This is a genomic window from Allobosea sp. 47.2.35 (assembly GCF_024655635.1).
In the GTDB taxonomy this organism is placed as follows: Bacteria; Pseudomonadota; Alphaproteobacteria; order Rhizobiales; family Beijerinckiaceae; genus Allobosea.
The window spans coordinates 1-22570 of record NZ_JANLGI010000026.1; the positions used below are offsets into that span (position 1 = coordinate 1).

Annotated in this window: 19 protein-coding genes and 1 pseudogene; 7 read left to right on the forward strand and 13 right to left on the reverse strand. The window is 67.1% G+C overall.

What is annotated here, in order from left to right:
• The 13 genes and pseudogenes from NUV79_RS22390 to NUV79_RS22450 all read right to left on the reverse strand — a co-directional run.
• A pseudogene (locus NUV79_RS22390) lies at positions 1-91 on the reverse strand (electron transfer flavoprotein subunit beta/FixA family protein); the annotation flags it as partial.
• A 164-nt stretch (positions 92-255) separates the two neighbouring features.
• A complete protein-coding gene (locus NUV79_RS22395; RefSeq protein ID WP_257735291.1) occupies positions 256-957 on the reverse strand; it encodes a rhomboid family intramembrane serine protease in 702 nt (233 codons plus the stop codon).
• Between the two features lie 8 nt (positions 958-965).
• Positions 966-1547: a cob(I)yrinic acid a,c-diamide adenosyltransferase gene (locus NUV79_RS22400; protein WP_257735292.1), complete on the reverse strand. Its 582-nt coding sequence runs from the start codon at positions 1545-1547 to the stop codon at positions 966-968.
• A gap of 58 nt (positions 1548-1605) precedes the next feature.
• Entirely contained in the window at positions 1606-2202 is a 597-nt protein-coding gene (locus tag NUV79_RS22405) for an acyloxyacyl hydrolase (RefSeq protein ID WP_257735293.1), read from the reverse strand.
• 155 nt (positions 2203-2357) lie between these two features.
• Entirely contained in the window at positions 2358-2546 is a 189-nt protein-coding gene (locus NUV79_RS22410) for a twin transmembrane helix small protein (protein WP_047578113.1), read from the reverse strand.
• 72 nt (positions 2547-2618) lie between these two features.
• Entirely contained in the window at positions 2619-3899 is a 1281-nt protein-coding gene (locus NUV79_RS22415) for a glycosyltransferase family protein (RefSeq protein ID WP_257735295.1), read from the reverse strand.
• 149 nt (positions 3900-4048) lie between these two features.
• A complete protein-coding gene (locus NUV79_RS22420) occupies positions 4049-4846 on the reverse strand; it encodes a polysaccharide deacetylase family protein (RefSeq protein ID WP_257735297.1) in 798 nt (265 codons plus the stop codon).
• Positions 4843-5982 carry a glycosyltransferase family 4 protein gene (locus tag NUV79_RS22425; RefSeq protein WP_308218241.1) on the reverse strand — a complete coding sequence of 380 codons (1140 nt, stop codon included), beginning with the start codon at positions 5980-5982 and terminating at the stop codon, positions 4843-4845. Before NUV79_RS22425 ends, NUV79_RS22420 begins: the two co-directional genes overlap by 4 nt.
• Before the next feature lie 32 nt (positions 5983-6014).
• Positions 6015-7202 carry an ABC transporter permease gene (locus NUV79_RS22430; RefSeq protein WP_257735298.1) on the reverse strand — a complete coding sequence of 396 codons (1188 nt, stop codon included), beginning with the start codon at positions 7200-7202 and terminating at the stop codon, positions 6015-6017.
• The gene (locus NUV79_RS22435; protein ID WP_257735331.1) at positions 7199-8197 is read right to left on the reverse strand and encodes an ABC transporter permease; all 999 of its coding nucleotides are present in this window, start codon (positions 8195-8197) and stop codon (positions 7199-7201) included. Before NUV79_RS22435 ends, NUV79_RS22430 begins: the two co-directional genes overlap by 4 nt.
• Before the next feature lie 6 nt (positions 8198-8203).
• A complete protein-coding gene (locus NUV79_RS22440) occupies positions 8204-10165 on the reverse strand; it encodes an ABC transporter substrate-binding protein (protein WP_257735299.1) in 1962 nt (653 codons plus the stop codon).
• A complete protein-coding gene (locus tag NUV79_RS22445) occupies positions 10162-12039 on the reverse strand; it encodes an ABC transporter ATP-binding protein (protein WP_257735332.1) in 1878 nt (625 codons plus the stop codon). The genes NUV79_RS22440 and NUV79_RS22445 overlap by 4 nt, the downstream gene beginning before the upstream one ends.
• A gap of 28 nt (positions 12040-12067) precedes the next feature.
• Positions 12068-13132 carry a polysaccharide lyase family 20 protein gene (locus tag NUV79_RS22450; RefSeq protein ID WP_257735300.1) on the reverse strand — a complete coding sequence of 355 codons (1065 nt, stop codon included), beginning with the start codon at positions 13130-13132 and terminating at the stop codon, positions 12068-12070.
• 160 nt (positions 13133-13292) lie between these two features.
• Between NUV79_RS22450 and NUV79_RS22455 the strand changes: the two genes are divergently transcribed.
• From NUV79_RS22455 to cobS, 7 genes are all read left to right on the forward strand, one after another.
• The gene (locus tag NUV79_RS22455; protein ID WP_257735301.1) at positions 13293-16034 is read left to right on the forward strand and encodes an ABC transporter ATP-binding protein/permease; all 2742 of its coding nucleotides are present in this window, start codon (positions 13293-13295) and stop codon (positions 16032-16034) included.
• Positions 16031-16480: a Crp/Fnr family transcriptional regulator gene (locus tag NUV79_RS22460; RefSeq protein ID WP_257735302.1), complete on the forward strand. Its 450-nt coding sequence runs from the start codon at positions 16031-16033 to the stop codon at positions 16478-16480. Before NUV79_RS22455 ends, NUV79_RS22460 begins: the two co-directional genes overlap by 4 nt.
• Positions 16467-18290, forward strand: a complete 1824-nt coding sequence (locus NUV79_RS22465) for an adenylate/guanylate cyclase domain-containing protein (protein WP_257735303.1) — start codon at positions 16467-16469, stop codon at positions 18288-18290. The genes NUV79_RS22460 and NUV79_RS22465 overlap by 14 nt, the downstream gene beginning before the upstream one ends.
• A gap of 76 nt (positions 18291-18366) precedes the next feature.
• Positions 18367-19029, forward strand: coding sequence for a class I SAM-dependent methyltransferase (locus tag NUV79_RS22470; protein ID WP_257735304.1), 663 nt, complete (start codon positions 18367-18369; stop codon positions 19027-19029).
• Positions 19030-19037: 8 nt separating this feature from the next.
• Positions 19038-20276, forward strand: a complete 1239-nt coding sequence (locus tag NUV79_RS22475) for a glycosyltransferase family 4 protein (RefSeq protein ID WP_465246829.1) — start codon at positions 19038-19040, stop codon at positions 20274-20276.
• A complete protein-coding gene (locus NUV79_RS22480) occupies positions 20273-21433 on the forward strand; it encodes a glycosyltransferase family protein (RefSeq protein WP_257735306.1) in 1161 nt (386 codons plus the stop codon). The genes NUV79_RS22475 and NUV79_RS22480 overlap by 4 nt, the downstream gene beginning before the upstream one ends.
• 149 nt (positions 21434-21582) lie before the next feature.
• Entirely contained in the window at positions 21583-22569 is a 987-nt protein-coding gene (cobS, locus tag NUV79_RS22485; RefSeq protein ID WP_374679316.1) for a cobaltochelatase subunit CobS, read from the forward strand.
• The last annotated feature ends 1 nt before the right edge of the window (position 22570 follow it).

A 22570-nucleotide genomic window follows, 5' to 3' on the forward strand; every position in this document is an offset into this window, starting at 1 on the left:
CATTGGCGAGCTCGACGCCGGAACCGTCCGCCTTCACGCGGATCTTCACGTTGTAATCAACCACCCGCTTGACGGGCACCAAGATCTTCATCGCCAGATCACCGTTCAGAAGAGATGAGCCTCGCGCCGCGCTGTCCCTGACAGCAGGACAGCGGCATCGCGGCCCTCGGCTGGAATGCGCTGGGACCGTAACGACGCCCGTTTGCGCTTGTCAACGTCCGTCCGGGCCCGAGTCGGGGGCAAAACAGCGCGGCTTCAGCCACGGGCGGGCTTGCGCCCGAACAGGGCGATGCTGCGGTGCACGAAGAGCGGGGTCAGCGCGGCGCCCGTCGCCAGCCCGCCCAGATGCGCCCACCAGCCGACATTGCCGTCGGCGCCGAGCAGGGCGGAAGCGGCCTGCAGCAGGATCCAGCCGCCGAGCGCATAGAGGGCGGGAATGTGGATCGGAATCCAGTTGAAGGCGAGGCCCCAGATCCGGACCTGCGGATAGATCATCAGATAGGAGGCGATGACGCCGGAGATCGCACCCGAGGCGCCGATCAGCGGCTGCTGCGAATCCGGATACATACCGGCATGGAAGAGCGAGCCGCCGAGCCCGCAGAGGAAGAAGAAGGCGAGGAAGCGGGCATGGCCCATCGCATCCTCGACATTGTCGCCGAAGACCCAGAGGAACAGCATGTTCCCGACGAGATGCGCGAGATTGGCGTGCAGCAGGATGTTGCTGAACAGGGTCGCCCAGGCCGGGACATGGGCAAGCCCTTCCGGCAATTGCGCCGTGCCGAACAGCACGGAGGGAATCATGCCGAAGCCGGCCATGATCGCCAGCTCCGCCTCCTCGCCGCCGGGCCAGAGCTGCAGCACGAGCTGAAGGGCGAGGCTGGCGCCGATCAGCCCGTAGGTGATGTAGGGCGTTCGCATGAAGCGCAGCGGCACGCCGTCATGCAGGGGGACGAACATGGCCGAGCTCAGCGATTCCCGCCGGGCACCCAGAGCACGTCGCCGGCTGCCTTGGCATTGAGGTAGCGGGAGGCGACGAACAGGAAGTCCGAAAGGCGGTTGATGTATTTCAGCGCGGGAGCGGTGACGGTCTCGCCCTCGGTCGCGGCGAGCTCGGTCATCAGGCGCTCGGCGCGGCGGCTGACGGTGCGCGCGAGATGGAGATGGGTCGCGGCCGGCGTGCCGCCGGGCAGGACGAAGGAGCGCAAGGGAGCGAGATCGGCGTTCAGCTGGTCGATCTCGACCTCGATCCGGTCGACCTGCGCCTGGACGATGCGCAGGGGTTCGAAGGCGAGGGGCTTGTCCGTCTCGGGCGTCGACAGATCGGCGCCGAGATCGAAGAGATCGTTGCTGATCCGGCCGAGCATGGCATCGACCAGCGCATCCTCCGTCGTTGCGTGCAGGCGGGCGAGGCCGATACAGGCATTGGTCTCGTCGACCGTGCCATAGGCGGCGACGCGCAGGTCGAATTTCGGGCGGCGCGGGCCGCTCGTCAGCCCGGTCGTGCCGTTGTCGCCGGTGCGCGTGTAGATGCGGTTGAGCTTGACCATGCCACGCTTATAGCGCGGCCCCGGCCGGACGGAAGCGCGTTTGCGGTGGGGCGTCCCGTCAGAATGTGTAACCGAGCCTTGCGCCGATATTGGCGGGGCCGCGGTTGCCGGTGCCCGGCTTGTCGGAGCAGCCGACCGTGCTGAAATGTTCGAGCGTGGTCACGAGGCTCCAGCGATCCGAGAGCCGGAAGCCGAGAGCGGCGGCCTCGCGCGTGCCGGTGTTGCAGCCGACCGCGAGGCGATTCTCCGGGATGACCAGTCCGGTCTTGCCGTCGTTCAAGGCGGCGCCGAAGCTCGCCTCGACGAAGACGTCGCGCGTCACGTCGAAGGTCCAGGTTGCGCCGGCATAGGCATAGCGCGTGCCGTTGAGATTGAGGCTCGCGCCGATGTTGAAGCGCGGGATGAAGGCCGCCGCGAGCCGGTCGCTCAGGGGAATGAGGCGGGGCGACAGCAGATCGGCGCTCAGGTTGGGCAGGCCACCCTCCCGGCCGCCGGGATTGGCGAGGCCGGCGCCGACACGGGCTTCCCATGCGGGAGCGGGTGGTTCGGTGGCGGGCGCGTAGCTGGAGACACTGCCGGAGAGGGACCGGGTCTGCGCTGAAGCGGCAGAGGCTGCCAGGCAAACGGCAAGAAGCGGCAACGCGACGCGAACCATGGGCCTTCGACGGTGAGCGGGTGAAGAGGCGTTAGTGAAGCACACATACTCGTGTCCGGAATGTGGCAAAGCCCGGTGATCCGGGTCTCCATCCACAGTCGCGCAAGTCGCGCGCTTCTTTGATTTCAATGGCTTGCGCGCAGTGTCGCAGGCGATCAGCCGTTGCGCCACCACAGGACGATGACGATCAGGACGATGGCGACGAACTGCAGGATGACGCGCAGGCGCATCAATCGCTGCGAGGTATTGGCACTGCCGCCGCGCAGCATGTTGATCAGCCCGAGCAGCAGGACGACGGCGACGGCGCCGACCGCGACGGACACGAGCGTATTCGAAAACGTCATGGCGACACGCTTAGGACGGTGCGAGGGACTTGGCCAGCGTCCAGATGGGGCTGGCGCCGGTTGGGCAGTGGGTCAGCTCGTCGCAGCCGTCTGCGCGAGCGCTCGGCCGCGGACGGACATGGAGAGGTCGCCGGCGAGCGCGCGGCTGATCGAGGGCAGGCCGTCGAGCAGGTCGGGCACGAAGGCCTGCGACGGGGGCGGGCGGCGCGGCAGGGCATGGAGCGCTGCGGCCATCACGCGCGGGTCGCGCTCGCCCTCGCCGGTCTGCGAGGGGTCGTAGAGGACGTCGACCAGCTTGAGCTCGTCGGCGCGGCCGGCGCGGATCGCCTGTTCGAGGCGTGGCCGGACACGGGGCACGATCAGCGCCGGTTTGTCGAAGGACAGGATCTCGCAGAACGTATTGTAGCCGCCCATGGCGACGACGCAGTGGGCCCGGTTCATCAGCAGTTCGAGGCGAGGCTCGAAACCGAGGCCTTCGAGCTTCGGATTGCGGGCGATACGCTCGGCGAATTCCTTGCGCTTCTCGCGCGACATGAAGGGGCCGAAAACGATGAGCGCGGGCAGCTCGATCGTCGGATCAGCCTCATAGGCCGAGATCACCCAGTCGATCACGCCGGCGCCGTCGCCGCCGCCGCCTGGCGTGACCAGGATGAAGGGCTGCTTGGTGATGCGCGGATAGCGGTTCGGCGGCATCGGGCTCGGCACTGCGCGCTTGAGATAGCCCATGTAGCGCAGCTTGTCGGCGAAACGATGCTGGTTCGGCAGGCCGGTCAGCGGCTGATAGACGTTGTCGAGCCCGTAGACGAAGATGTCGTCATAGACCGTGTCGAGTGCGTCCAGCGCGCCGTTGCGGCTCCATTCCTCCAGTACGGCGGCAGGTTCGTCGAGCACGTCGCGCAGGCCGAGCACGATGCGGGCGCCGCGGCGGCGCAGGATGTCGAGCGAGGGCTTCAGTTCGCCGCGCAGGCCGACCGGTTCCTTGTCGACGATGACGACGTCGGGGTCGAAGGAGAGCACGGTCTGCTTGATGATGTCGGCCCGCAGGCGGATGGTGTCGTCGAGAGCGAGATTGAGATGGTGCGGCTCGTAGCTGCCGTCGCTCTGCTTCTCGACGCCGGGAATGCGGACATAGTCGACGCCGTCGCCGAACTGGAAGCTCGAGATCACCGACGAGCCGGAGACGATGATCACCGAGATATGCGGGAAGCTCGCGATCAGCGCATTGGCGATCGCGCGGCAGCGGCGGATATGGCCGAGCCCGAAGGTGTCGTGGCTGTAGATCAGGACGCGCGGAGCATGGGGGCTACGCGGCGCGCGTTCGGCGCCGGCAAGGTCGACGACGTTTGAAGGCATCGGAACGTCGCCCCCCGGAAAGGCCAGACGACCTCTTGGCGAGGACGAACGCAGTTGAAAACTCTGGAGCGATTATAACTGGTTGCCGGGGACGATCCAAGCCCGTCGGAGCACTGTCGGACGCGATAATCCGCAGGCTGCCGATCACGTCATCGCAAGCCGGCATCGCCGTTCGCGGCGCTGCCGGGCAAGGCGATGAGATGGCGCGGATCGACTACCCGGACCGCAGGGTGGGTGGCGGCGACGCTCAGGATATCGGAGAGGGCGGACCAGGCGGTTTCGTCGTGGTCGCGATGGTGGAGCAGCAGGCCCAACTCGATGTCGCCGGCCTCGCCTCGTCGTCTTTCCGCGAGTTGGGCGACGAGTTCGCCGAGAATATCGGGGGCCGGGCGGCCGATACGGCCGCCATGCCAGTCCATGATGTCGACATGGGTGTTGAGCAGGCGTGGGCCTCCTTCGGCGCCGAGGCGATAGCCCCGGAAGCAGGAGAGGCCGACAAAGCCGAGCGCGCCGAGGCGCGCGGCGTGGCCCTGGGCGACGCGGTTCCAGGGTGGCACGAAGATCGGCAGGGTGGTGTCGCCGAGCAGATCGTGCAGGCGCTGACGGCCTCGCGCAATGTCGCTATCGACATCGGCTGCTGCGCGCTCGGCGCCGAATTCCGATTTCTTGCTGCCGGCAGGGGCGTGGTTCTGATGGACGGCGCCATGCTGGCAGGGCCGCAGCAGCGGCATGCCGCGCAGCGCCGTTGCCAGGGCGGGCTCGGCGAGCAAGGGGATGACCGCGAGCAGGACCGGTGCCGTGAAGCGTTCGGCCAGATCCGAAAGGCGGTCGAGCGCCGGGCTCGGTGCCACGGCATCGTCGTCGCGGAGCCAGAGGCCGATCGTTCGGCCGGATTCGCTCCAGTGGTCGAGTTCGAGGGCGAGTGCCTGCCAATGCTTGGCATTCATGGCGTGGCTTTCCCGGGAGACGATTTCAGCTTGGCGCGGCGGTTCCGGATGGCCAGCGCTAGGCCTTCCGCCAGCCTTTCGGCGGCGCGTGCCGGTGTACGCTCGGCGAGGATGAAGCGGCGCGCGGCCGAGCCCATGCTGTCGCGCAAAGCCTTGTCGCGCAGCAGGCTGGTCAGTGCTGCGGCGAGCGCTGCCTCGTCGTGCTCCGGGACGAGCAGGGCAGTTTCGCCGGATCGCACGGTCTCGGACACGCCACCACTGTCGAAGGCGACGACCGGCAAGCCCGCTGCCTGGGCTTCGAGATAGACCAGCCCATAGGCCTCGCCGATGCCCGGCCAGATGAAGATGTCGTGCCGGGCCAACTCGGCTTGCGTGGCGTCACGGTCGAGCTGGCCGCGCCAGGTGATGCGGTCTGCAGGGAGACGAGCGAAAGCAGCGCCGATCTCGGCATGGCAGGGGCCATCGCCGATGATGGTCAGCGTCCAGTCCTCTTTCCGGCAGCAGTCGAGGATGCGGGCGAGGGTGAGATAGCTCTTCAGCTTGGCGCCGTCGCGCATCATGGCGACGGTGATCAGGCGCGGTGCGCCTGGCGAGGCGACAGACCGGGTGGTTTCAGGGCCGGTTGCGATGAAGGGGGGTAGGGACAGCAGAGCCGTGCCCGCGCTCCGCCAGCGTTCGAGCCCCTGCCGGTCGCGATCGGTGAAGTAGAAATGGACATCGCCGGCCGCGAGCGCCTGCCGGGCGGCTGCGGCGTGCGCGGCCCATTCACCGCTGGTCCGCCGGGTGGAATCGCTGGATTCGGCGGTGACATAGGGGATGCCGAGCGCCGTTGTCATCTCAGGGCCTAGGAAGTCCGGCGAGCGGTAGTAGTTGTGATAGGTGAACCAGAGATCGGGCCGTGGCTTGCCTTCCCGATAGCTGGCGAGCAGGGCATCGCGCAGGCCGGCGGCATCGGCGGCGGCGCTTTCGAAACGAGCGGGGTCGGGCTCGCGAAAATAAGCCCTGGGTGCGCCGACCGGCTCGACGGCATGGCCGAGGCTTTCGAGCGCGGCTACGAGCTGGCGGGCCATGCGGCGGTCGCCGGAGACGCCATCGTCTCCGAGCGGGTTGAGCGGGGTGTGGAACGCGATGCGCAAGGCGGTCTTCGTGGGGCGGTGCGTGTCTGATGTCAGCGGTAGGGATCGGCCGCGTCGCGCAGGCCGTCGCCGAGGAAGTTGAAGGCGAGGATGATCACGATCACGGGCACGACCGGATAGAGCAGCCAGGGATAGAGCGCCACCACATTGATGTTCTGGGCCTCGTTGAGCATCACGCCCCAGCTCGTGATCGGCGGCCGCAGGCCGAGCCCGAGGAAGGACAGCGCTGTCTCGCCGAGGATGGTCTTGGGGATGGTGATCGTGGCCGAGGCGATGAGATGGCTCATGAAGCCGGGCACGAGATGAAGCGCGATGATGCGCTTTGGCTTGGCGCCCATCAATTGGGCGGCAACGACATAATCCTCTTCGCGTAGCGAGAGCAGTTTTGAGCGTACCGAGCGGGCAAGCCCGGTCCAGTCCATCAGGCCTAGGATCACCGTGATGCCGAAATAGACCAGCAGCGGGCTCCAGGTCGGCGGCAGGATCGAGGCCAGCGCCAGCCAGAGCGGGATATGCGGCAGCGACTGCACGATCTCGATGATGCGTTGGACGAAGAGATCGACGCGGCCGCCATAATAGCCGGCGATGCCGCCGATGATGACGCCGAGCACGAAGGAGACGGAGACGCCGAGCAGGCCGATCGAGAGTGAGATGCGCCCGCCATAGAGGATGCGGGAGAGCATGTCGCGGCCGAGTCGGTCGGAGCCGAGCCAGAAGAAGGTGCCGTCCTTGGGCGGGCAGACGAGGCGTCGGTTGCCGGGGATCAGGCCCCAGAACATGTAGCTGTCGCCCTCGCAGAAGAAGCGCAGTTTCTGCGGGCGCGTGGTGTCGACCTCGTACTCGCGCTTCAAGTTCTCCATGTTGAGGCGCATTGTGTAGGGGTAGACGAAGGGGCCGATGAAGCTGCCCTCGTGGAAGAGATGGACGCTCTGAGCGGGGGCCCGGATGAAGTCGGTGTTGCGCGTCGTGTAGTGATAGGGCGCGAGGAACTCGGCAAAAGCCGCCATCGCGTAGATCGCGAGGATCACCACGGCGGAGATGACCGCGAGCCGGTGCTTGCGGAACTTCCACCACATCAACTGCCATTGCGAGGCGAGATAGACCCGCTCCTGCTCCGGCGTCATCGTCTCGGTGGCATAGGGTTCGAACGGGGCCGTCGAGACCTCGTGCGCCAGGGGCGCGCCGTCCGGCGGCAGATGGGAGAGCGAGGTCGCCTTCACTTGGTCGCGGCTCCCTGCAGGCGGATGCGCGGATCGAGGATGGCGAGCGCGATGTCCGAGATCAGCACGCCGATCACGGTCAGGAAGGACAGGAACATCAGGAAGGAGCCGGCGAGATACATGTCCTGGCTCTGCAGGGCGCGGATGAGCAGGGGGCCGGTGGTCTGCAGCGAGAGCACGATGGCGACGACCTCGGCGCCCGAGACGATCGAGGGCAGGATGTCGCCGATATCCGAGATGAAGAAGTTGAGTGACATCCGCAGCGGATATTTCCGCAACGCCTTGCCGGGCGGCAGGCCCTTGGCGCGGGCCGTGACGTAGTACTGTTTCTGCAATTCGTCGAGGAGGTTCGCGCGCAAGGCCCGGATCATGCCGGCGGTGCCGCCGGCGCCGATGATGATGACGGGAATCCAGAGGTGCTCCAGCACCGACTTGAGCTTGGCCCAGCTCATCGGCTGGTTGAGATAGGCGGGATCGACGAGCCCGCCGATCGAGGTCCCGAACCAGACATTGGCGAAATACATGAAGACCAGCGCCAGCAGGAAATGCGGCACGGCAAGCCCGACGAGGCCGAGGAAGGTCAGGCCGTAATCGCCCCAGCTGTACTGGTGCGTGGCCGAGTAGATGCCGATCGGGAAGGCAACGACCCAGGTGAAGATGATGGTGGCGAAGGAGACCATCATCGTCAGCAGCAGGCGGTCGCCGACGATCTCCCTGACAGGGCGTTGGTACTCGAAGGAATAGCCCATATCCCCCTGGAGCAGGCCCGCGACCCAGCGGACATAGCGCTCCACCGGTGGCCGGTCGAAGCCGTATTCCTGCTTCAGGAACTCGATGCGGCTCATGTCCGCCTTCTCGCCCTGGGCCTGCATCTCGGCCGCGAGCGTCTCGAAGTAATCGCCTTCGGGCAGGTTGATCACGGTGAAGATCAGCGCGCTGGTGACGATCAGCGTCGGGATCATGATCAGGATGCGCTTGAGGATGTAGCGTAGCAGCACGGGTCAGGCCTTGGTCTCTGGCCTGTCGAACCAGAAGGTATCGGGCATATAGCGGCCGATGAAGGCGCCGGGCTCGAAGCTGTAGAGGCCCTTTTCGGGCACGTTGCGCAGGTCGCGCGAGACGACGATCGGCTGCAACGTGCTGTTGATCACGCCGATGGTGAAGAGCTCCTCGGCGTTGAGCGCCAGCATCTCGCGCCAGATCGCCCGGCGCTGGTCGCGGGTCGAACTCATGCGCCATTCCTCGTAGAGGCGGACGAGCTTGTTGGCCGCGGGCAGGGCCGGTCGCTCGCCCTCCTTGCCGTTGCTCTCGACGAACTGGCCCCAGCGCGGCCACTGGAACTGGGCCGAGGAGGTCGGAGCCAGCGCGTCGGGCTCCATGTCCGAGGTGACCAGCGCATTGTCCATGCCGGCCCATGCCGACATCACGGTCTGGCCGGCGAGGATGCGGCGGCGGAAGACGTCGCGCTGGGTAGAGCGCGGGTAGATCTTGATGCCGACATCGAAGAAATCCTGCTTGAGCAGGTCGAGAATGTCGGTCTCCTCGGTGTTCTCGCCGGCGGTCTCGATGGTGAATTCCAGTCGGCGCCCGTCCTGGAGCAGGCGGATGCCGTCGTCGTCGCGCTTCGTCAGGCCGATCTCGTCGAGCAGGCGGTTCGCCAGTGCCGGATCATGCTGGGTCCAGAGCGAGGTGAAGCGGGGATCGTAGAGGGGGCTTTCCGGCAGGGCGGTGTTGCCGCTCTCCTTGGCGAGCCCGAAGAAGATGACCTTGTTGACGTCCTGCCGGTTGATCGCGACCGAGATCGCGCGGCGGTAGCGGATGTCGCGGTTGAGATCGCGCCAAACCGGGTCGATGGCGTTGAGGTTGGGGAGCAGGGCGAAATAGGCGCCCTCCGCCCGCTTCCACAGCCGGACGTCGAAATTCATCCGCTTCGAGGCTTCCTTGAGGAAGGTATAGTTGTCGAAGCGGAGATAACGGGCCTGGAGATCGGCCTCGCCGGCCGCCGTCTTGGCGGGGACGAGCGCGCTCGTGCCGATCGTCAGCGTCACCTGGTCGGCATAGGGGAGCTGCCGGCCGTTCCTGTCGACGCGGTGGAAATAGGGGTTGCGCTCGAAGACGAACTGCTCGGCCGGCAGTGGCGTGGTGTTGCGCCAGGGCTCCAGCGTCGGCAGCTTCGGGTTTTCCGGGCGGTACATGCGCGAGAGGCGCTCGTGCAGCGCGCCCCAGTCGCGCACGCGGTGTTCCTTCACGCGCTGGGCCAATTCGTGCTTGGGCGCATGGCGCTCGTGGAACTGTTTCAGGTAGCCGGATGGCATGAAGATATAGGTCGGCTGCGCGCCGGCCAGCGCCGGCAGGAAGACCGGGTTCGGCGCCTTCCAGCTGTAGCGGACCTCGGTCTCGCTCAGGATTTCGAAGCGGGGTGGCTCGCCGGCTGAGAACAGGGCCTGGGGCGGACCGCCCGGCGAGAGCCGCTTGTTATTGGCGATATCCTCCCACCAGTAGCGGAAATCCTCGGTGGTGAGGGGCGATCCATCCGACCAGCGATGGCCCTGCCGCAATCTCAGCGTGAAGATGCGGCCGTCCTCGACCTCGCAGCTCTCGAGCACGTCGGGCACGAGGTCGAGATTGTCGTCATAGACCATCAGGCGGGTGTAGCCGTAGAGGGTCATCATGCGGATGTCGCGCTGGTCGCCCATCAGCATGCGGATATTGCCGCCATGACGGCCCTGCTGCCGGCCGAGCGCCTCCAGATCGATGACGCGCGGGTTGGCGGGCAGGCGCGCGGCGACCGGCGGCAGGGCGCCGGCCGCGACCCTGTCCTTCAAGAACGGGCTGTCGATCGCGGTGCCCGAGAAGGGAGTGGGCGCGGCCTGCGCGAGGCGGGGCAGGCTTGCTCCGGCCAGAGCGGCGGAGCCGAGCAGCAGCGCGGTGCGGCGGGTCGGGTCGTGGCGGCGCTGCGTCATGGCACCAGCTCCCGGATATCGGCATTGGGCCGCGCCAGCACGTAATGGCCGTCGCCGAGCGGGAGGGGCGCCAGCGCGGCCTCGTCCGGCCCGGTCTTGAAGGCCGCGTCCCAGTGGCTGTCGTCGGAAGCGCCGCCGGGTGCGGCCAGCTTGAAGTCGAGCGGGCGGTCGAGATCGGCGAAGGGCACCGAGCGCAGCAGCGCGCGGGTATAGGGATGGGCCGGGCGGGTGAAGAGCGCATGGCGCGGCGCCAGCTCGACGATCCGGCCATTGGCCATCACCGCGATGCGGTCCGCCATGTAGTTTACCACGGCGAGATTGTGGGAAATGAACAGGAAGGTCAGGCCGCGCTCGGCCTGCAAATCCTTGAGCAGGTTGAGGATCTGCGCCTGCACGGAGACGTCGAGCGCCGAGACCGGCTCGTCGCAGATGATCAGCTCGGGATCGAGCGCGAGCGCACGGGCAATGCCGATGCGCTGGCGCTGGCCGCCCGAGAAGGAATGCGGATAGCGATTGAGGAAGCGGGTATCGAGCCCGACATCCTGCATCAGGTTGCGCACCCGCTCGTCCTGCTCGGCCTGATCGCCCCGGCCATGGATGACCAGCGGCTCGCGCAGGATGTTCATCACGGTCATGCGCGGCGAGAGCGACGAGACCGGATCCTGGAAGATCATCTGGACGCGCGGACGGAACCTGCGGAGGTTCTCGCCGTCGAGGCCGAGCACGTCGACCCGCTCGCGCCCGTCATCGAAGACGATCTCGCCGGAATCGGGCGTGACCGCGCGCATCACGATCTTGCTGACGGTGGTCTTGCCGCAGCCGCTCTCGCCGACGAGGCCGAGGCATTCGCCGCGCTGGATGTCGAAGCTGACATTATCGACGGCCTTGACGCTGGTCTGGCTGCCCTTGCCGAAGAAGCTGCGCGAGCCCGTGACATAGGTCTTGTGCAGGCCACGGACGCTGAGCAGCGGGGCGGCATCCGCCGCGGGTTTCGGTGGAGGCGCCGCCACGACCGGGCGCGGGCGCGCCTCGCGCAACGCGACGAGCCGCTCGCCGTCCTGCATGTCGAAATGCGGGGAGGCTTCGAGCAGGGCCTTGAGATAGGGGTGGCGCGGGCGACGGAAGATATCCTCGACCGGGCCGCGCTCCATGATCTCGCCGTGGAAGATCACGACGACCTCGTCGGCCATGTTGGCGACGACGCCGAGATCATGGGTGATGAGCAGGATCGCCATGCCCATCTCGGCCTGGAGATCGCGCATCAGGTCGAGAACCTGGGCCTGGATGGTGACGTCGAGCGCCGTCGTCGGCTCGTCGGCGATCAGCAGGGCCGGCTGGCAGATCAGCGCCATGGCGAGCATGGCGCGCTGGCGCAGGCCGCCGGAGAGCTCGAAGGAATAGAGATCGAAGGCGCGTTTCGGATTCTTGAAGCCGACGCGCTTGAGCATCGCCTCGATCAACTCGCGCGCCTGCGCTTTCGGCATGGGGCGGTGCAGGAGCAGCGCCTCCTCGATCTGGTTGCCGATCGTATGGACCGGCGAGAGCGAGGACATTGGCTCCTGGAAGATCATGCCGATGCGCCCGCCGCGCAGCGCCCGGATGCCTTCGCCCTCGGCCGGCAGCGTTGCGATATCGACGACGGTGTCGGGCGCGAGCGGGTCGCGGAACAGGATCTCGCCGCCGGTGACTCCGCCGGCCCGCGGCAGCAGCCCCATGATCGCCTGCGAGATCACCGATTTGCCGGAGCCGGATTCGCCGACCAGCGCGACGGTCTTGCCGGCGGGGACGCGCAGGCTGACGCCCTTCACGACGTCACGGGCGAGGCCATGGATCGTGAAGCCGATACGCAGGTCACTGATGCGCAGGATGTCCATCGTCTGAAGCGGCACGTTCCCGAGGCGTCTACGGCCCCTTGGTTTTCCTCAGGTCACTAGACGTCGAAAGCGGCGGCTTGCCAATCGCTTTCGACGCCTGCGGCGGTTCCGGCGGGCATTGCCCGATGCGGATGACATCGCTGCAACGGGGGCCGCGCCGGAAATCATCGTAGCTGATGCTCCAGGGCAGGGGAGCCGGGGCGCGGTAGGGACCCATCTTGAAATACTGGTTGTCGTCGAGGCCGGGGCCGCCATGCCCGATATGGCCCTGAACCGTCACGATATGGACGCCGTCGGCGATGACCTCGATATGGCCCTCGCCGTCAGGACCGGGCTGCGAGCGGACGACGAAATCGATCCAGCCCTGCTGCGCCGAGGGCAAATCGGCATGGGGCGTGACCCGGATGCCCGGCGCGCAGGCATTGAAATAGCTGGGATAATCCGTGCTGGTCGCGCCGGTCTCGATGGCAACCAGCGCGCGCGTCTGCTGGGCTTCGGTGCGGCTGAGAACGAGCGCTTCACCGGGCAGGCAGCCTTCGGGGCGCTCGCTGCCGCCGATCGGGTAGGAGGGAATCAAATCGGTCTCGACCGTGATGCCGAGGCGGCCGCGATACAGGCGCAGCGCGAGGAACGGCGAATAGTCGCCGATGGCTTCGGGCAGGATCTCGCGCTTCCACTGCGCGATCACATATCTGCGATCATCCTGGGCAAGCGGGTCATTGAGGCGCAGCGCGAAACCGTACCAGACCGCGCTGCGGAACGGGACCAGCACCTCGGGACGCTCCCAGACCTCGGCGCGTTCGCTGCATCCCGCCGCATGCGGCAGGCAGGATGGAGGCGCGATCAAGGTCAGGGCACCGGCGCCGCTATAGGGGGCGGTGCGATCGAAAATCACGCGCCCTGCACGCTGCTCGGGATTGTCCTTGTAGAAAAGCCCGCCTTCGGGGGCGAAACCGCCCTGCTCGAAACCGTCGCGCAGGATGCGTTGGGCGGCTTCCGTGCCGGCCTCGGCAAGAACCGGCGGCGCCCCGGGCGCGACAAGCCCGAAGGCAACCGCGCAGCCCAGCAATCCCGACGCGACGACCTTGTGCAAGCTTCCCCCGCGGATGAACAGCGTTCCCACTTTGCAACGCCGGCATGGCGGCAGCGTGGCGTGGATTGCACTCGGCCGCAACCTCACCACATATGGTCGCTTCGGGCCCGCCGGACCCGTTCGAGCTTGCGCCGCGCGCGCTTCGGTACAGGGTTGCCTCTTGGAGTCCAATCTCTTCCGTTACATCTGGCAGAAGAGCCGGGCCGAGCAGATCGTCGTCCTGCTGATCATCCTTGTCTCGATTCCCTTCAACTGGGCCTCCTTCGACGTGCCCAAGCGCATCGTCAACGACGCGATCCAGGGCGGCGCCTTCAGGGACGGCAAGACCACGGCGACGCTGCTCGACTTCACCCTGCACCTGCCGTCCTGGCTGGGCGGGGCGAGCTACAAGATCTCTGATGGCATCCAGGTCGGTCAGTACGGTCTGCTTATCGGCTTGAGCACCTATTTCCTGCTGCTGGTGCTGATCAACGGCGCTTTCAAATACGTCATCAACCTGCGCAAGGGCATCCTGGGCGAGCGGATGCTCAGGCGCATGCGCTACGACCTGTTCAGCCAGCTCATGCGCTTCCGGCCGGAGGAAATCCGCGCGGTCAAGCCGGCCGAAATCGCCAGCATGATCAAGGACGAGGTCGAGCCGATCGGCGGCTTCGTCGGCGATGCCTTCATCCAGCCGGTCTTCCTGCTCAGCCAGGCGCTGACCGCGCTGGTCTTCATCATGGCGCAGAGCTTCTGGCTGGGCTCGATCGCGCTCCTGATCGTGCTGGCGCAGGCGATCATCATCCCGATTCTCAGGCGCGAGCAGCTCCGGCTCGGGCGCGAGCGCCAGATCGCCTCGCGCCAGCTCGCGGGCCGCATCGGCGAGATCGTCGATGCCGGGCCGATGATCCAGGGCCATGGCGCCACGGCCTATGTCCAGTCCGATATCGCCGGGCGGCTCGGGCGGCTCTTCGACATCCGCTACGCGCTCTACAAGCGGAAATTCGCGGTCAAGTTCCTGAACAACCTGCTGGCCCAGATCACGCCGTTCTTCTTCTACGCCATCGGCGGCTTCTTCGCGCTGCAGGGGCGGCTCGATATCGGCCAGCTCGTCGCGGTGATCGCCGCCTATCGCGACCTGCCTTCGCCGATCAAGGAGCTGATCGACTGGGACCAGCAGCGCAACGACGTGACGATCAAGTACGAGCAGGTCATCTCCCAGTTCAACAGCGACGAGACCCTGGTCCTCGAGGAGGAGAACGGCGTCGCGGCGCTTCCGGCGACGGGCGAGATCCGGCTCGAATCCGTGCAGATGCTGGATAATCGCGGCCAGCCGCTATTGACGCCGCTGTCGTTCAGCGTTCAGCGGCCGGGCATGGTCGCGGTGGTCGGCCCGCCAGGCGGCGGCAAGAACGTGCTCGGCCGGATTCTCGGCCGGCAGGCGACGAGCTATACCGGCCGTGTCCTGATCGACGGCGAGCCGCTCGCGGCCATGTCGGTCGAGCGGGCGAGCCATTTGATCGGCTATTCCGGTGACGATCCCGAGATCATCGCCGGCTCGATGCGCGACAACATCCTGCTGCCGCTCCGCCGCCGCCGGCCCGATCTCAAGACCGAGGGCGGCGTCTCGCCGCCGGAGCACCGCCGCTTCGTCGAGGCTATCCGCTCGGGCAACTCGCCCTTCCCGTTCGAGGCGGACTGGACCGACTACGAGGGTGTCGGGGTGGCCGATGCGGCCGAGCTTGCGGCGCGCGTTCACGAACTGCTCGACGTCTTCGGCTGCACGCAGGAGGTCTATGAGCTCGGGCTCGGCGGCAAGGTGATGCGCCCGGTCAGCGAGCAGGCGATCGAGCGCATCATCACGGCGCGCCGCGTGGTCGCGGCCGAGCTCGCGCGGATCAAGCAGGGCGACCTGATCGAGCCCTTCGTGCTCGACCGCTACAACCGCAATGCGCCGATCATCGAGAACCTGATTTTCGGGACGCGCACCACGACGCGCTTCGACAGCGCGACCCTGCTGTTCGAGCCCTATGCCCAGTCGATCCTGAAGGCGGAGTCGCTGGTCGAGCCCCTGGCCGAGATGGGCGGGCGGATCGTGGCGACCGTCGTCGAGATCTTCGCCGGCCTGCCGCAGGGCCATGCGCTGTTCGAGCGCTATTCGTTCGGGGCGAATTTCGAGTTCGAGCGCCTGAACGAACTGGCCGCGCTGCTGGCCAAGCACGATATGCGCAACCCGCTCGACCAGGAGACGGAGCGCGACCTCGTCGCGCTGGCGCTCGGCTATATCGAGCCCAAGCACAGGCTGAACCTGATCGATGCCCGCCTGGAGCGGCGCATCCTCCGGGCGCGGGAGAGCTTCCGCAAGCATCTGCCGGCCGATGCGGCCGAGGATGTCGATTTCTACGATCCCGACAAGGTGATGGTCGGCGCCAGCGTGCGCGACAACCTGATGTTCGGCCGGATCGGCTATGGCGTGCCCGATGCCGCGCGCAAGGTCGGCGAGATCGTGCTGCAGGCGCTTTCCCGCTCGGGGCTGGGCGATGCGCTCTATCGGCTCGGCCTCGATACCGAGAGCGGCATTCGCGGGCGCTACCTGCCGGCGCGGCTGCGCCAGGCGGTTCCGCTGGTCGAGGCCCTGATCAAGGCACCGCAGATCGCGGTGCTCGACATCTCGGCCCTGCTCGCGATTTCGGACGAGCCGGAGGCGATCGTGGCCCGCTTGCGCAGCTATTGCGAGGGCATGACGCTGTTTCTTCTGGTCGGAGATGCTAATCTTGCGGGAGAGGTCCCGCTGCGGGTGGTGTTCCACGGAGCGACGGGGACGGTCGAGGCGACGGCTACGCCCGACGCGGCCAACGACCGGGCGTCGCGCTTCGAAAGCGCCGGGCGCGAGAACATCGGGCGAATGGAGGCGCGGTCATGAGTCTGGAAACCGATATCGGCTGCCTGCGCTGCATGCCGCTGTTTCAGGACATGCCGGCATCGCGGCTGAAGCTCGTCGCGCTGATGGGCGAGCGGCTGCAATTCGAGCCGGGCGCCATCCTGATCAGCCCGCAGGAGAAGCTCGCGGGCGTCTACGTCATCATGGAAGGCGAGGTCGAGATCTCGCAGCCCCGCGAGGGCGGCGAGGAGCGGCGCTTCGTCAAGGATACCGGCAGCATCACCGGCGACGTGGCGCTGCTGAGCGGCAAACCTTTCATCGCAACCGTCAGCGCGAAGTCGCATGTGCTGGCGCTGCGGATTCCAAAGGACCTGTTCTTCGAGCTGCTGCAGACCGTGCCGGAGTTCAGCCTCGCGGTCTGCCGCGATCTGGCCGAGCGGGTGCACCGGCTCGCCTCCGTCCTGCTGCGGGAGCATGAAACCGTTTGACGAGGTCGATCAGCGCATGAACCGGCCGCAAGCCGCAGGCACGAACCGCACCGGCATGAGTGCGGGCATGGATCAGGTCTCGTCCTGGAGCCGGGACATCCGGTTCGTCTCCGGGCTGATCCTGCTCACCTTCGCGACGACCCATTTCCTCAACCACGCCGTCGGCATCCTCGGCGTCGACGCCATGGAGAAGGTCCAGGACTGGCGTTATGGCCTCTGGCATTCCTGGCCCGGGACCGTCGCGCTCTATGGTTCGCTGATCGTCCACCCGGTCTTCGCGCTCTTGCGCGTGGTGCAGCGGCGCACCTTCAAGATGCCGCTGCGCGAAATGCTGCAGATCGCGCTCGGCCTCGCAATCCCGCTGCTGCTGATCGACCACATCATCAGCACGCGGATCATGGGCATCTATTTCGGTGTCGACGAAAGCTATCGCTCCGTGCTGCGCCGGCTCTGGCCTGGGCTCGCGCTGACGCAGTCGCTGCTGCTGCTGCTGGTCTGGACGCATGGCATCATCGGCATCCATTTCATGCTGCGCGGCCGCGACAGCTATCGCCACTGGCGCGATCCGTTCCTGCTGGCGGCGATCCTGATCCCGATGCTGGCGCTGATCGGCTTCTCGGTCGGCGCGCGCGAGGCGGAGCGGCTGGCGATGCCGGCCGAACTGGTCAGCGACGCGCAGGCGGCGATGTTCGCCCGTGACGTGATGTGGGGCAAGGGAGGGTTCTACGGGCTCGTCGCCTGTTTCCTGCTCTTCATCGGCATCCGCGAGATCCGGGTCCGCACGACGCGCCAGATCACGGTGCGCTTCGTCGGCCATGGCACGCGCCGGCTGGCGCCGGGGCCGACCGTGCTCGAGATGTTCCGGCGCTTCGGCATTCCCCATGCCGCGCTCTGCGGCGGGCGGGCGCGCTGCGCCACCTGCCGCGTGCTGGTGATGGACGGCAACGACAAACTGCCGAAGCCGGGCATGAACGAGGCGAAGCTGCTCAGGCGCATCTCGGCGCCGGAAGGCGTCCGGCTCGCTTGCCAGATCCGGCCGCGCGACGATCTGCAGGTGCAAATCCTGCTGGCCTCGCGACTGAATGCCGGAGCCGGGCGTGCGCTCGAGCTCGACGATGCCGCCGGCAAGCGCGGCCTGACCGTAGTGGTGGCCGATCTCAGGGCGTTCTCGGCGCTCTCCGAGCGGCAATTGCCGCGCGAGCTGATCGGCCTGCTCAACCGCTTCTTCGACGAGATGGGGCAGGCGATCACGGCGCATGAAGGGCGGATCGACGCCTTCTATGGCGACGGCTTCATGGCGGTGTTTGGCCTGGAAGGCCCGCCGTCGAAGGGGGCGCAAGCGGCGATCGCGGCTGCCGGCGATATCGTGCGGGCGGTCGATGCGCTCAATCGCGAATATGGCGCGGCGCTGCCTTTGCCGCTCAGGATCGGCATCGGCATCCATACCGGCGATGCGATCACCGGATCGGTCGAGAACGACAATCTCGGGCGGCGCGAGATCACGGTCGGCGAGACTGTGATGGTCGCGAGCCAACTCGAATCGGCGACGCGGCGCGTGCTGGCCGATATCGTCGTCTCCGAGGACACGATCCGGGCGAGCGGGCGCAGCTATGCCGGCACCACGGCGCTGAAGATCGCGATCAAGGGGCGCGAGAAGCCATTGACCGCCTATGGCTTCGCCAGCGCGCCGGAAATCGCCCGCCGCAAGCGCGAGGATGTGGCGGTGCCCGCGCCGGTCGTCTCCGGAGGCGAGGCGGATGCTGCTGCCGAGGAGGCGCCGGAGCAGGGCGGGGCACCTGAAAGAGGCTGATCCTTGCGCGCTCGGCTGGTTTTTTGCGAGCGCGCGTGCCTATGGTCCGCCGCCTTCACCTGATGACGATTGACGCATGACACCCGAACAGCCCCAAGAGGCCTTTCACGACCTGCTGCGCGGCATGGCGGCGCTCTCGGGCAACCGCATCGTCGCCGATATCGCGCGGCTTTACGGCAAGGGCGCGCCGCCCGACCTCTCGATCGCCTGCAATCACAAGCAGATCGCCTCAAAGCAATGGCTCGCCGAGGCGTTGGCGCAGACCTATCCCAGACCAGAGGGGCCGGTCTGGGTGCTCGGCGCCTGGTATGGCGTTCTCGGCGCGCTGCTGCTCGACGATGACAGGCTCGCGGTCCCCGGGATCGTCAGCCTCGACATCGACCCAACCTGCGCGCCCACCGCGGAAATCCTGAACCATCGCCACGTCGCGACGGGGCGGTTCCGGGCGGTGACGGCGGATATGATGGCGGTGGATTTCGCGGCGCAGACGCCGGCGCCGGGGCTCGTCATCAACACCAGCTGCGAGCATCTCGAGGATGTGCCGGGCTGGATCGCCACCTTGCCGCAGGGTCTGCCGCTGGTGCTGCAGTCCAACGACTATTTCCGCGAGCCGGATCACCGGAGCTGCGTGCCTTCGCTCGACGCTTTCCGCGAGCAGGCGGGGCTGTCCGAGGTCTGGTTTGAAGGCGCGCGGCCGACGAAGAACTACACGCGCTTCATGCTGATCGGGCGGCGATGACCGAGCGCATGGCGCCGCGCATCGCGGTGGCGATGAAGGGTTATCCGCGTCTGTCGGAGACCTTCATCGCGCAGGAATTGCTGGGCCTGCAGCAGCGCGGTCTGCCCTTCGAGATCTGGTCGCTGCGCCATCCGACCGATGCGGCGAAGCACCTGATGCACCATCAGATCACCGCGCCGGTGCGTTATCTGCCGGAATATCTGCAAGACGAGCCGGCGCGAGTGGCGCACGGCTTGCTTGCGGCTCTTCTGCGGCCGGGCCTGCTGCGTTTGCTGCCAGTCTTTCTGCGTGATCTCGCCCGCGACCGGACGCGCAATCGCTGGCGCCGGTTCGGGCAGGCCTGCGTGATGGCGCGCGAATTGCCCTGGGATATCCGGCATCTGCATGTGCATTACCTGCACACGCCGGCTTCCGTGATCCGCTATGCCGCCCTGCTCGGCGGTCTGACATGGTCGTTCTCAGCCCATGCCAAGGACATCTGGACGACGCAGGATTGGGAGAAGCGCGAGAAGATCGCCTCCGCCGCCTGGGGCGTGACCTGCACGCGCGACGGGCATCGCGAACTGGAACGCCTCTCCGACCGGCCTGACAAGGTCGCGCTGCTCTATCACGGGCTCGATCTTGCGCGTTTTCCGGCGCCGGGACCGCGATCGGCGCGGGATGGTTCGGACGAGACTGATCCGGTGCGCTTCGTCACCATCGGGCGCGCGGTCGCGAAGAAGGGCTTCGACGACCTGCTGGAAGCTTTGGCCAGGCTGCCTTGCACGCTGAACTGGCGCCTCACGCATATCGGCGGCGGCGAGAAGCTTAAGGCTCTGCAAGTGCAAGCGCAGGCGCTCGGCCTCGACGACAAAGTCACCTGGGCTGGACCGAAGGCGCAGGACGAGGTCATCGCCGCTCTGCGGGCGGCCGATCTCTTCGTGCTGCCCTCGAAGGAGGCCGGGGACGGCGACCGCGACGGCCTGCCCAATGTGGTGATGGAGGCAGCGAGCCAGGGCTTGCCGATCGTCGCGACCGATTTCGCGGGGATACCGGAATTCGTGCGTCAGGGCGTCGAGGGCCTGCTGGTGCCGCCGGGCGATGTCGCCGCTCTGGCCGTCGCGTTGGGCGAACTTGCCGGTGCGCCCGAAAAGCGTGCGATGTTGGGTGAGGCGGCTTGTGCGCGCCTGACGGAAGCTTTCTCAGCGCAGGCCGGGCTCGACCGGGTTGCGGCGATGCTGAAGCGCTCGGCCGGGGAGGGTGCATGAGCGCCTCCGTCCTGATTGCGGTGACACATCTGCTCGGCAGCGGCCACCTGGTTCGCGCGGCGAATCTGGCGCGGGCTTTGGCGCAGGGTGGTTTCTCGGTGACGTTGGCCAGCGGCGGCATGCCGTTGCGCGCGATGGAGGGCGAGCCCTTTGCCTTCGTGCAGCTGCCGCCGATCAGGACCGAAGGCACCGATTTCCGGACGCTGCTCGACGAGGCAGGCGAGCCGATCGATCCGGAGCGCAGGACTGCACGCATCGCCAGGCTCGAAGAGCTGGCCGCGCGACTGCGGCCGGATGTCGTGATCGTCGAGCATTTCCCCTTCGGCCGGCGGCAGCTGGCCGGGGAGTTCCTGGCGCTGATCGCGGCCGTGAAGGCGGTGCGGCCCGAGGCGCTCGTGCTCTCCTCGGTGCGCGACGTGCTGGTGACGCCGCGGCCCGACCGGATCGTCGAGGCCGAGGAGCGGATCGCCGGGATATTCGACGCGGTTCTCGTCCATGGCGATGCCGGTTTCCTGCCGCTCGACCGGTCGTGGCCGGTGGGCGAGGAGCTTGCGGCGAAGCTGCGCTATACCGGCTATCTCGCTGATGACCGGCCGGTCGGCACCGCGCAGGACAATGACGAGGTCATCGTCTCCGGCGGCGGCTCGGCCGCGGCCCTGCCGCTCTTCGCCTGTGCCGTCGCGGCGGCACGGCTCGACCGCTCCGGGCGGCGCTGGCGGCTTCTCGCCGGGCGCGGCATGGCGGAAGACGATATCGGGCGGCTCGCTTTCGAGGCGCCCGGAAGGGTCGTGATCGAGCGGGCGCGGCCGGACTTCCCCGCGCTACTGGCCGGTTGCGCGGTGTCGATCAGCCAGGCCGGGTACAATACCGTGCTCGATCTCGTCGCGGCCGGGCGGCCGGCGATCGTCGTGCCCTTCGATGCCGGCAACGAGACCGAGCAGACCGTCCGGGCCGAGGCGATGGAGCGGGCGGGGCTGGCGCGCTGCTTCCGGCTGTCGGGCGACTTCGTCGGGGATGCGGTGGCGCTGGCGGACGCTGCCGGGGACGCGATTGGCTTTCGGTCACCGGCCCTGTCCATCGATCGTGATGGCGCCACCCGCTCGGCTGCTATCGTGAGAGAGCTTCTCGCCGCTGCCGCTGCCCGCGCGCGACACTGAGCCGGCATGCCCTTTGCGTGGGCCGGGGTGCAGCTTTGCGAATTGCCGCTTCCGGTCTTTCGCTCTAATGAGGGACGATCCGCCTCCCTCCTCGGTCGGCTCTGGGTTACCCGGCGAATTCCGGTCATGGCCCTTTGCCTGGAGACAAGATGATGACGACGACGACTGCGCCCGGCCTGCCCGACATCAAGCTGTCGGTGCGCCAGACTTTCGGGATCGATTCCGATCTCGAGGTGCCGGCCTATTCCGCAGCCGATCCGCATGTGCCGGACCTCGACCCGGATTACCGCTTCGACCGCGACACCACGATCGCGATCCTCGCCGGCTTCGCGCATAACCGCCGCGTCATGATCTCGGGCTATCACGGCACCGGCAAGTCGACCCATATCGAGCAGGTCGCGGCCCGCCTCAACTGGCCCTGCGTCCGCGTCAACCTCGACAGCCATGTCTCGCGCCTGGACCTCGTCGGCAAGGACGCGATCGTGCTGAAGGAAGGCAAGCAGATCACCGAGTTCCAGGACGGTATCCTGCCCTGGGCGCTGCAGAACAACATCGCGCTCGTCTTCGACGAATACGATGCTGGCCGCCCGGACGTGATGTTCGTGATCCAGCGCGTGCTGGAGCAGTCCGGCAAGCTGACGCTGCTCGACCAGAAGCGCGTCATCCGCCCGCACGGTGCCTTCCGTCTGTTCGCCACCGCCAACACGGTCGGCCTCGGCGATACGTCCGGCCTCTATCACGGCACCCAGCAGATCAACCAGGGCCAGATGGACCGCTGGTCGATCGTCACCACGCTGAACTACCTGCCGCATGACAACGAGGTCGCCATCGTCCTGGCGAAGTCGAAGCACTATCAGAGCACGCCGGACGGCAAGGACGTCATCAACAAGATGGTCCGCGTCGCCGATCTCACCCGCAACGCCTTCATGAACGGCGATCTCTCGACCGTGATGAGCCCGCGTACGGTCATCACCTGGGCCGAGAACGCGGCGATCTTCGGCGATATCGGCTTCGCCTTCCGCGTCACCTTCCTGAACAAGTGCGACGAGATGGAGCGCACGCTGGTGGCCGAGTTCTTCCAGCGCTCCTTCGGCAAGGAACTGCCGGAAAGCGCCGCGAACGTGGTGCTCAGCTAAC